Annotated in this window: 13 protein-coding genes and 1 pseudogene; 4 read left to right on the forward strand and 10 right to left on the reverse strand. The window is 36.6% G+C overall.

Going from position 1 to position 10,740, the window contains the following annotated elements:
- Nucleotides 1–232: 232 nt before the first annotated feature.
- Nucleotides 233–1,084, reverse strand: a complete 852-nt coding sequence (locus N9I19_RS22705; RefSeq protein WP_317779059.1) for a pentapeptide repeat-containing protein — start codon at nt 1,082–1,084, stop codon at nt 233–235.
- 320 nt (nt 1,085–1,404) lie between these two features.
- On the opposite strand from N9I19_RS22705, the gene N9I19_RS22710 reads away from it, so the two are divergent.
- Nucleotides 1,405–1,662: a hypothetical protein gene (locus N9I19_RS22710; RefSeq protein ID WP_057915873.1), complete on the forward strand. Its 258-nt coding sequence runs from the start codon at nt 1,405–1,407 to the stop codon at nt 1,660–1,662.
- 140 nt (nt 1,663–1,802) lie between these two features.
- Here N9I19_RS22710 and N9I19_RS22715 read toward each other — a convergent pair.
- The 3 genes and pseudogenes from N9I19_RS22715 to N9I19_RS22725 form a co-directional block, all read right to left on the reverse strand.
- Nucleotides 1,803–1,945: pseudogene (locus tag N9I19_RS22715) on the reverse strand (MFS transporter); the annotation flags it as partial.
- A complete protein-coding gene (locus tag N9I19_RS22720) occupies nt 1,946–2,569 on the reverse strand; it encodes a LysE family translocator (RefSeq protein ID WP_317779060.1) in 624 nt (207 codons plus the stop codon). It lies immediately after the preceding pseudogene.
- The gene (locus tag N9I19_RS22725) at nt 2,559–3,050 is read right to left on the reverse strand and encodes an Lrp/AsnC family transcriptional regulator (protein WP_061463125.1); all 492 of its coding nucleotides are present in this window, start codon (nt 3,048–3,050) and stop codon (nt 2,559–2,561) included. The genes N9I19_RS22720 and N9I19_RS22725 overlap by 11 nt, the downstream gene beginning before the upstream one ends.
- A gap of 785 nt (nt 3,051–3,835) precedes the next feature.
- On the opposite strand from N9I19_RS22725, the gene N9I19_RS22730 reads away from it, so the two are divergent.
- Both N9I19_RS22730 and N9I19_RS22735 read left to right on the forward strand, forming a co-directional pair.
- Complete coding sequence (locus N9I19_RS22730; protein WP_002013825.1) at nt 3,836–4,147, forward strand: ArsR/SmtB family transcription factor; 312 nt, start codon at nt 3,836–3,838, stop codon at nt 4,145–4,147.
- Nucleotides 4,148–4,267: 120 nt separating this feature from the next.
- Nucleotides 4,268–5,356: a saccharopine dehydrogenase NADP-binding domain-containing protein gene (locus N9I19_RS22735; protein ID WP_252200960.1), complete on the forward strand. Its 1,089-nt coding sequence runs from the start codon at nt 4,268–4,270 to the stop codon at nt 5,354–5,356.
- A 215-nt stretch (nt 5,357–5,571) separates the two neighbouring features.
- Here the strand turns inward: N9I19_RS22735 and N9I19_RS22740 are convergent, their stop codons facing one another.
- The 6 genes from N9I19_RS22740 to N9I19_RS22765 form a co-directional block, all read right to left on the reverse strand.
- Nucleotides 5,572–5,742 carry a CapE family protein gene (locus N9I19_RS22740; RefSeq protein WP_155727559.1) on the reverse strand — a complete coding sequence of 57 codons (171 nt, stop codon included), beginning with the start codon at nt 5,740–5,742 and terminating at the stop codon, nt 5,572–5,574.
- A gap of 19 nt (nt 5,743–5,761) precedes the next feature.
- A complete protein-coding gene (locus N9I19_RS22745; RefSeq protein WP_061466430.1) occupies nt 5,762–7,324 on the reverse strand; it encodes a gamma-glutamyltransferase family protein in 1,563 nt (520 codons plus the stop codon).
- A complete protein-coding gene (locus tag N9I19_RS22750) occupies nt 7,321–7,629 on the reverse strand; it encodes a hypothetical protein (RefSeq protein ID WP_125161340.1) in 309 nt (102 codons plus the stop codon). The genes N9I19_RS22745 and N9I19_RS22750 overlap by 4 nt, the downstream gene beginning before the upstream one ends.
- A gap of 168 nt (nt 7,630–7,797) precedes the next feature.
- Nucleotides 7,798–7,914: a M23 family metallopeptidase gene (locus tag N9I19_RS22755; protein WP_081109057.1), complete on the reverse strand. Its 117-nt coding sequence runs from the start codon at nt 7,912–7,914 to the stop codon at nt 7,798–7,800.
- On the reverse strand, nt 7,907–8,551 hold the full coding sequence (locus tag N9I19_RS22760) for a M23 family metallopeptidase (protein ID WP_061466432.1): 645 nt from the start codon (nt 8,549–8,551) through the stop codon (nt 7,907–7,909). The genes N9I19_RS22755 and N9I19_RS22760 overlap by 8 nt, the downstream gene beginning before the upstream one ends.
- Complete coding sequence (locus N9I19_RS22765; RefSeq protein ID WP_061466433.1) at nt 8,544–8,726, reverse strand: hypothetical protein; 183 nt, start codon at nt 8,724–8,726, stop codon at nt 8,544–8,546. Before N9I19_RS22765 ends, N9I19_RS22760 begins: the two co-directional genes overlap by 8 nt.
- 194 nt (nt 8,727–8,920) lie before the next feature.
- On the opposite strand from N9I19_RS22765, the gene N9I19_RS22770 reads away from it, so the two are divergent.
- A complete protein-coding gene (locus N9I19_RS22770; protein ID WP_317779061.1) occupies nt 8,921–10,294 on the forward strand; it encodes an IS4 family transposase in 1,374 nt (457 codons plus the stop codon).
- The last annotated feature ends 446 nt before the right edge of the window (nt 10,295–10,740 follow it).

Raw genomic sequence — 10,740 nt, forward strand, 5'->3', positions numbered from 1 at the left:
TAAGTCCTTCAAAAAATTAGAATATGGTGGGCTTATTTTAGTATGGTCTCTTTCACTAATGTGTTTTCATACAAAAATGCTGCCTTATAGAAAGCTCTGATCTTCAGCTAACGCACCCGTTAGTTCATTAAGAAAAGCAATTCTCATTAAAGAATCGCGCCCTTTTCTTGAATAAGACTGATAGTAAAACCATCTTCAAAAAGCTTCTTTAAATATAAAAACATGAACAAAATTAGTTAATCCAATGAGAAGGTCGATGTATATGAGAGGGTAATGTTGTCTTTACATCACCTTTAGCCGAATTAATTTGCATTTGGGTCAAAAACATACTGGTGGACAGATCAGCGCCACTGAAATTAACATCTCGCAAATCCGCACCAATAAAATTGACTGCCCTTAAATCCGTATTTCTCATATCCGCAGCAATCAAATAGGCTCCCCTAAAATCAGTTGCCCTTAAATCTTTTCCCTTTAACTTTTTGCCCATCCAATCAGCTCTCGCATGGTCAAACTCTTTAATTTTTCGAGCACCAGGCATTTTATCAATTGTATTTCTCCTAACAAAATCACTCGCTGAAGTAAGTAGTTCATTTAAAGAAAATCGGTACATCACCAGATCAAGTGACAATAAATTATCTGCGTCCAGCTTGGTTAAATCCTGCAATTGCTTTAACTGTATTCTTAACTTGTCAGCTGAATCATCTGGTATATCGTAAGACAGAGCTTCCGCCACGTACGCAATCATTTCATGAATTTGTTCCATGATGGGGAACACTTGAAACATTTTCTTCCCAATGTCAGGGTTTTCTCGCCAACTCTGACCGTTAAAAGTAACTTGAGAAACGACTTGTCCAGCACCCAAACAATCAAATACTGTACAGCCTTTGAATCCTTTATCCCTTAACTGACTATGAATTTGGCAACTGTAGTCAGACTGCAAATTCATACAAGGAGTACCTGCCGATTTGTCAATCGGAAAATCACTTGATGCTACAATGTTAAGTGCTGTGCAGCAAAGTCCAAAGCACTTCCTACAATCAGCCGTTAAACTTTCTCTAATATTTTTAGCTGTTTCATTATCCATTTTTATACCCTCTATCTTTAATCGAAAAAAGTATTTAAGTTTATTATACAAGATTCCTAAAGAATCTGGCCCTTTAATGGAATAACATGACTGACATTTTTAAACAACTTTAATGTGACTTAACAGTATTCCTTAATGAACTATCCTGCCCCTTTAGTTTAAGTACATTCTTTCACAATCTCAATCACCTACAAAATAGAGTTCATAATGGGGTATGAGATATTCGTATGGTACTTTATCCTGTACAAAGAACTTCCAACCATTACTTTTGCATTATGTTATTGTATAATTTAGGTATTACATAAAATGAGGTGGCATTCATGGAAACTATCCAAACAGAATTAGTAGACGGCTGGAAACTTATAGCACATCCGGATTATACGGTTTTCTCTAATGAAAAAAGCTATATTGTAGTGCAGAAAGACGATATGAACGAAATGATTATAGCCTTTTCTATCAACAACAACACATTCAGTGTAACTAGTTGTAATTGGGGATTAAAATTCGATTTCCGTAGCGATGAAAAAACAATTGCCATAACCACCGATCCAAATGAATATGAAGAAGATGAAGATTGAAAATTAAGGCATCCTTTCGAGGGTGCTTTCTTTTTATCTAAAGCACAACAGGGTAAGATGGGGTGAAACCTTAGAAACTCTATGTTTCTTTACTTTTATATTCCTACTTTTAGGGGTACCGCCATGGCGGTACCCCTACCTAGCAAAGAGGGAATTAGAATCCCACGTCGAAATCGCTTTTCAAGTGGAACAACAATAATACTTCCTACAAGACCGCCTACTCTAATTAAGGTATAATTAAATCACTTTGTTCAGAAGTTAAATGTAATGTTGAAAGCAAATATTACAAAGTAATTAGTACACCATAAAAAGACCATAGGCTAAATAACAGTAAAATTAAGCCAGATGTTTTATTGATAATTATTAAAGAATTTGCATTTATTCGATTCTTTAATAAGCTAACAACAATACTAAGAAATAACCACCATAGTATTGAACCTAAAAAAACTCCTAATACTAATATTAATTTCGCCATTAAGTCAATCTCTGAATTAGCTATTCCAAGCCCTGAAAAAAGGGCAATAAAAGACAAAATTGTTACCGGGTTAGTTATTGTTAAAAAGAAAGTAGATATATATGCCTTAATATTTTGTTCATTTTTACTTTTAGTAAGTATATTTGAGGGTTTTGATATATAAGTTTTAACACCCAAATAACCTAAAAAAATTCCGCCAATTAGTTGAAACCATAATTGTTGATTAATCAAATAATTAGTTATCACTGTTAAGCTTAGACACGCAATTAAACCATATAAACCATCCGCTGTTGCAGCACCTAAACCTGACATAAATCCAACGAATCTCCCGTTCTCAAGCGTTCTACGAATACATAAAATTCCGATAGGTCCTACAGGAGCCGCAATACTAAAACCAATGATAAGACCTTTGAGTAAGAATTCACTTGTCATTTTCTCCTACCTCATCAATAAAAAACTTATCTTTTTGCAAAGGAATTTTAAATGTTTCTTTCGTTGTATCCATTACTATTGTTGTTTTTGTTCGAAGTACCCCCTGCAGACTTTTGATTTCATAGCTAATCACTCTGTCTAAATCCTTGGTATTCCGACAACGAATTTTCAATAAATAATCATCATCCCCCGCAATATGATGACATTCTTGTACCTCCTCCAAATTAGTAATAAGATGTAAGAATTCTTCTCTATATTTTGGTTTTTCTAATGAGACTGATACAAAAGCTGTACACTCAGTTCCTACATTTTCTCCATCTATCTTGGCTCCAATCTCTTTAATTACTCCATTACTAATCAAACGATTGACACGATCAGCAACTGCTGGTGAAGACAATCCAATGTGAGATGCCAATTCAGCCCAAGTAACTCTACCATTATTCATTATTGATTGCATAATTTTATAATCGTAAGAATCCAAGTTAATCAACCTTTCTTTATAAACTTTTAATCATTTTAATATTTATTTAACAAAGAAACAAGTGGTATTTTCTTTAATAATGAAAAATAATATATATATATATGTAAAAAACAGTCTCAGAAATGGTCCTTTTCTGAACACATGTCATGGCGCTTTGAATCGTAACAAAATCGAGGTTTTAATTCCTAAAATGTCTTAGTGTATAATTTTCGCATTTTGACGTCGAGACCCCATAGCCATCAAGCTAACAATAACGAACCCCAAAACGATAAAAACGAGTAAGATGCACAAAAATTTCGTTCTGGGGGTATTATGAAATCTTACCTTGATGGGCATGTGGTGGTACCCCATCGCTATCAAGCTAAGAAAAGTAAATACCCCCAGAACGAAAATTTTATATCACTACAACAGTCATTTATGAGAAGTTAGGCCATTTTATTTATTGCTATGCTGTTTTCTCATAACAGTGACACTTTCGCCCGTTTTTCTGTAGGAGGATAAACAGGCGAAGCAGGATCACTTGAGTTGGAAGCTTTTGATACAATCTGATATAGGCTTCGTGAATTTCGTGGGTTTGTCCTGGTTGTAGCTGGAATGGATTTGGCAATTGTTACAGAAAAAAGAACCGACATTCTTACAAATCTGGAAAATCGAAAATGGCTGTTTATGAAACTTTCTATATTTATACTTAAAGTTGGTGCTACTTCTTTATTGCATTAGATAGTAATGTAATTTATAATACGTTTAAATGATTAAATTCTTAAACGGAAGGTAATGTTAGCGAAATGAACTGTAATGATAAAGTAATGCATATTTTAGAAAATTTAAGACCATGTTTTCAAGGGTTGGGGGATCCAACTCGTCAGCAAATTGTATCACTTTTAATTGATAAAGATAGCTTGAATGTGACGCAAATTGCGGAGAATATTCCCATGTCAAGACCTACTGTATCTCATCATTTGAAAATATTGAAACAATCAGGGTTACTTCAAGTTCAGAAAAAAGGCACTGAAATGTATTATTGTCTTGAATTTAATGAAACAATAAATCTTTTAAAAGAACTTGTTTCTTTAGTTGAAGATGAATGTAAGAACTAGGTATTCATTTATAGTTTAGGGACACCTTTTGTCCCTTTTTTTAGCGATAATATGTTAAAAGGTTTAAGTTTTTAATCATTCAAACTTATAATCTCACACTAATTAAAATGGAGGTTTCAGATGAATAAAAAAACAGTATTAATTGTTGGTGGGTATGGAGTTGTTGGTAGTCAAATTGCTCGAATTTTACATGATCGACATCCTGATTTGGAAATTAGATTAGGAGGAAGAACCTTAGGGAAAGCGTTACCTTTTGAATCAGAGAGAGTAAAAATAGTCAAGGTAGACAACACAACAGATGATCCTTTAAGAAATTTGGATGATAATTTCACATTAGTTGTTAATGCGGTTAATGACCCTCAAGATAGACTACTCCTATCTGCAGTTCGAAAAAAAATTCCATTGGTTGACATTACTCGTTGGACTGAACGCTTTAAGAGTTCTATTGATCGATTAAAAAATGTTGAGGTCCAATCCCCTGTTGTATTAGCTTCAGGGTGGATGGGGGGGACAGCAGCCCTTTTTTCTAAAATTTATTCAAAAGATCTTCAAGAGGTTACGGTTGATATCAACGCACTATATTCTCTTCAAGACAAAGCAGGACCAAATTCAACAGCGTATATGGACCGGTTAACTATTCCGTTTGAAGTCAAAGCTCGAGAGGGAATGCGACAGGCTTATCCAATGACTAATCCAATCAAAGTCCGCTTTCCAAACGGTTATATAACCAAATGTTATCGTTTGGATACTCCCGATCACGTAACCCTGCCAGAATCAATTCATGCTGTTTCGACTAACTTTCGTATTGCTTTTGATAGTAAAATATCTACATATGGACTGGTTTCTCTGGTGAATACAGGGATTTGGAAAATGATTAGTGGAGAAAAATTTACCGATTTACGGAAAAATATTCTCTATAAACCCGGAAGGGGAAGTGCACATAACATAGTTATTCATCTTAAAGGTTATGATGCTACTGGTGTATTGCATAGACGATGTGTGAACATATCAGATCCGTTAGGACAGACACATCTTACTGCTTTAGGAGCAGCTGTCCAAGCAGAGAACATTTTACAAACATCTGATATTGTGGTTCCGGATTCTGAAATTTACTTTCCGGAAAATCTATTAGATTTGGGTGTGAATGCATCTGCAATTTTAGATTTTTATAGGGAATATGGGGTTAATATTACGAAAGAAAATATATAAAAGGTACCGTTCTATTCGTGGTAGTACACATATTTCTATCAAGCTAAGAAAAGTAAATACCCCCAGAACGAAATTTTTTGCTAACTTGTAGCAAAAAAGCTCATTTTTTCGTTTTGGGGTAATTCTGAATGCTTAAGTTGATGGGCATGGGGTACCGCCACATGCCCATCAAGGTAAGAAATCATAATACCCCCAGAACGAAAATTTTGTACATCTTACTCGTTTTTATCGTTTTGGGGTAACTCGTTATTGTTAGCTTGATGGCGATGTGGCTGTACCCCAATCGGAGATAATGTTGCTGGATGTTTTAGCAATCCAAGTCCAGCAACTACTCCTGCTATAATTGCAATTGGGCCAATTACTCCTACGATTTGTTTTACGATCATTATTCAATCCTCCATTATTTTATTTAGTATCTTTTTCCCATGAACCGTGACGCCGTAAGTCTGCGTCACCTTTAATCCTATTTTTCTTTAAATCTTTGACGAGCGCTTGAACGCCTCCATAGAACATTGGGTTATCATTAGTTTCCAAATCATACCCATATGTTTTTAGCTGATCTTTTGTTTGTTCATTCAATTCAGCTTCTGAATAAAACTTATGCGACTCGAAAATCACTCGTTTGCTTTCAATGGATTTCTTAATTGATTGGTTATTTTCAAAATAGTTCCCCATTACTTGCATTAGCACTTGTGGAATTCGATTTCCACCCGGTGTACCGATGGCCATTATCCATTCGTCACCTTCTCGAATAATAGTTGGCGCTGTGAACGTTCTCGGGCGCTTTCCTTCTTCGATTTTATTAATTCCTTCACCGAACGTACTAAGCGTATTATTTAAAAAGAAACCATCTACATATTTACCGCTTCCGAAAAAGTTACTGAGTGTGTTCGTTGTAGAGACAACCGTTCCATCACCATCTATGACAACGAAGTGGGTTGTACTTTCGTGCTCTTCCACGTCACTAACTTTCGTTTTGTTAGCTTGGGTTTCATTAATTTGTTTAATTAATAAATTTACGTAGTGATCATCCACCCAGTCATCAGATGCTTGTTTAATAAATGATGGGTCAGCCATCTTTTTCAAACGATCTTGATACGCCACTTTCGAAATTTCACTGAGATAATGATAGAAAAGGCTTGGGTGTTTCTCTTTTAAACTCCAAACATCTTCTTTGTCGGCCATTTTCAACATTTGAATTAATGTTGCACCTGAAAACGGAGGAGGTGCGCTGATGATTTCATGCCCTTTATAAGTCGTCATTAAAGGCTTTCGTTCCACAGGCTTATACTCACGTAGATCACGTACTGAAATTTCTGTTTCACCCTGTATTTCATCTGCAATTTCACCTTTATAAAAAGCATTTGGTCCTTCTTCTTTGATGGTTTGCAACGTGTCTGCTAACTCCGATTGCTTTAAAGTATCACCAGTATCAATCGCTTTTCCATTTGAATAAAAGCTTTTTAGTTCTTGCTCATCAATGTTGCCGCTATACGATATGAGATGATCATGCAAATCTTGATCCACCGTAAAACCTTTTTCTGCATATCCAATAGCAGGATCAATTAACTCATTCATCGGCAACGTCCCATATTTGTGATGAATATAATCCATACCAGCGACGAATCCTGGTACACCTACTTCTTCACCTTTATCATCATTAGGTGCTACCTCTCGGTAATCAATAAATGTCGGAGAGGCATCGGCACGATCGATTAACATACCTCCGCCTCCGCCAATTCCTGAGGCATAAGGTTCAACAACTCCAAGCGTATACGAAATCGCAATAGCAGCATCAACAGCTGTTCCCCCGTTTTTTAATACATCCATTCCAACTTTCGTTGCAAGCGGATCTGATGTACTAACCGCATATTCTTGTTTCGGAAACATGAATTGATAAGCATATACACCGACTACGAGTGAAAAGATGAGAATGGATGCGATTATTACGTTTCGTTTTTTCATCATCTTTCACCTCCTTCATGTACAGACCTACTGAAGTTCGTTTGAATATACTTCTTATTATTAACAGGCGTATCATTTGTTTGTTTATTTTTACGTTCTTTTGCTCGTTCCACAACGTGTGAGTGATCTAACTTAATTTCAAATTTATCTTTCTTTTGTTCTAAACGTGCTTCGTTTGATGCATATTTCGTTAAATCATTATAAAAAGATAAGTCACCCAAATACTTCTCTTTTAATGAATCAATATATCCTTCAAAATTAAAAGATACATATCGAATAGGTGTTACTGGTGTGAAAAAAGCTGGCATATTAAACCCTCCTTTAAATTTTTAAAGATGCGAAATTATCCACATCGATTTAAAACGTTTTTAAACGGCTTTATTTTTGTTTTTAGAACATTTAAGACTCATACCCTTACCGCTGACCAAAAAGTCCCGCAAAATCGATTCTGTGAAGCCGTTTTTTAGTTATCTGGGTTATAAACCGATAAATGGTGACGGATCAATCCGAGATCCATTTTGAAAAATCTCAAAATGTAAATGTGGACCCGTTGACGAACCCGAGTTGCCACACTTCCCGACTACATCACCCATTTCCACAACCCAGACTTACACTTAAACCGGATAAATGGGCGTATGTCGTTTTAGAACCATTTCCATGATCCACCCACACATAAAGTCCGTATCCTTCTTTATGATTATTCGGGTTTTGCCAACCGGCATAAACCACCTTACCGTCTTTTGAAGCTGGGACCGATTGGCCAATACTACACGCAAAATCAATTCTATCTGCATTTCCTAGCCGATCCCCACCTGGATATGACCAACCAATCCAAGTTAAAACCATGAATTGCAAATGTCCGATTGCCCCGACCGGGGAAACCATAGTTTCTAATGTTGAAAACCTGGTTTCTACCCGGTGATGAGCCGCAAGCAGATTCCACGGAACCCCGTATTTTTCTTCAGCAGCTTTATAAACGGGAAGGTATTCAGCAGGGATTTCATTTTCTCCAATTTGCGAAATCTCCCCTCCAATGATCTTTGTTTCACCTTCTTCCGTCATCGTTCCAAAGATCATGAGAAACATGAACATAAACCCGAATAACAGAAGAAGCATAACCAGCAAAGGCGAAGAAGCTAACAAACTGCCCCCAATCAACCATTTCCACCACTTAGATCCTTGGTTAACTTCTTCCTTGCCAATTGATTCAACAGCAGCCTGTTCACTCATCGATCCTCACCCCGTCCACATTCCAAGTGTCGCCATTGGCTTTAAGTAAGACAGAATAGGGAGTGATAACCTTTTGCTTTTTCCCTTCAGTATCGGTTTGCTCGCTTGTTACTTCAATATTCCATATTTGCGTTTCTTCTTGAAAATCCCCTGGTGTAGCAGAAGTATTTTTCACTTCAATTTTTTGACCGTCTAACGTTCCCCTTTTAGGGGTTCCACCACATGCCCATCAAGCTAAGGGCAAATCATTTCCCCGAAAGCGAAAAAAACGCTTTCCTTTCTGTAATATCATGGAAAGGCTGGTGTTTTTTTATGAGTCGCGAAATTTCAGACTAACTTACCCTCTTTTCACAGGAACTACAACGATCCTTGGCTCCACAAGGTCTCCAAGAGCTAGCTAAAAAGGTAGGTTTTGTTCAAAGGACGAGTAAGTACCAAGCTAAAGATTTAATAGCGTTGTGCGTGTGGTTAAGCCAAAAAGTAGCGAGTACTTCCCTAACACAGTTATGTAGTTGTTTAGAATCTTCAACGGGAGTCTTGATAAGTCCTGAAGGACTCAATCAACGATTTAATCCTTCGGCTGTCAAGTTCTTAGAACAGGTATTTACTTCCTTGCTTACTCAAAAGCTATATGCCTCTCAGGCTCTTCCTCATCGTTACGCTTCTCAGTTTCAGCGTATACGAATCTTGGATTCTACGACCTTTCAACTCCCAGACATGTTTGCCTCAGCCTATCAAGGATCTGGAGGCAGTAGTCATACAGCTGGCGTAAAGGTTCAATTAGAATATGATCTCCTCAGTGGTCAATTCCTGCACGTTCACTCAGGACCTGGTAAACAAAATGATAAAACCTACGGTTCTACGTGCTTACAAACGGTAGAAACGGGTGACTTATGTATACGTGATTTAGGTTATTTTGACTTGAAAGATCTCTATCAAATGGGTAAGAAAGGAGCCTATTATATCTCTCGCTTAAAATTAAACACTCGGATTTATCTGCGAAATTCTAATCCCGAATACTTCAAAAATGGAACGGTCAAAAAACAAACCGAGTATATTCAATTGGATATGGAAGAGATTATGCATCAATTAAAACCAGGACAAACCTATGAGATCTCTGACGTTTACATTGGCCAGTATCAAAAGTTGCCGACTAGAGTCATTATCCACCGGCTTACGGAAGAACAAACCCGAAAACGGTGGGAAAATCAAGCCCTAAAGGAGAAAAAGAAAGGGATTGTCATGAAAGAACGCAGTAAACGATTGAGTGCTATGAATGTATACATAACCAATGCTCTACCCGAAGATGTTGCAACGGAACATGTTCACGATCTTTATTCCTTACGTTGGCAAATCGAATTACTCTTTAAAACTTGGAAATCCTTCTTTGAAATAGATGATTGTAAAGAGATCAAAAAAGAGCGATTAGAATGTCATCTCTATGGTCAACTGATTGGCATTCTTCTCTGTTCCTCTACCATGTTTCAAATGCGACAACTACTCCTCATCCAGAAAAAACGAGAACTTAGTGAATATAAAGCTATTTATATCATCAAAGACTATTTTTTACTGCTGTTTCAAGCGATACAAAAAAGCACCCAAGAGCTATCAAAGATTCTACTTCGCCTGTTTGTCCTCCTACAGAAAAACGGGCGAAAATCCCACCGTTATGAGAAAAAGACAGTCTTTGATATATTGGGTGTTGTCTATCAGTATACCATGTGTCACAAGAGTGCAGCATAGCGAAAAAAAATGACCTATCAGAGGCTTATTTGGCATGTCTTTCTTTAATTGCATGAACGATTATCTTGTAGAAATAGATCTACTTTAAGTACTCTTTGGTGTTAGCTTGATGGGCATGGGGTACCGCCAACATTTCGAAAATTTTGTATGCTAAGCAAATTTCAACCTAAAAAAGTCGATTTCCTGTATTGATAAGGAATCGACTTTTTTGTTCGCTTGTTAGACTAACGCACCCGATAGTTTAAGTACATTTATTCACAAACTATTGGGTATCAACTATGTTTATTCATTAGGATAAAGAAAGGACGTCTATGACAGTCGTATTCTTTTACGAACAAAATAAAACCAGATTAGTTGTATTATAAGGATAAAACGACAGAGCAAATCAAGGTTCCTAAATCTTTAGGATTCCTGAGGGATACATCAGTCGCTGTATCGCTTACGAT

This window comes from Peribacillus sp. CSMR9 (assembly GCF_033141925.1).
GTDB lineage: Bacteria > Bacillota > Bacilli > Bacillales > DSM-1321 > Peribacillus > Peribacillus simplex_A.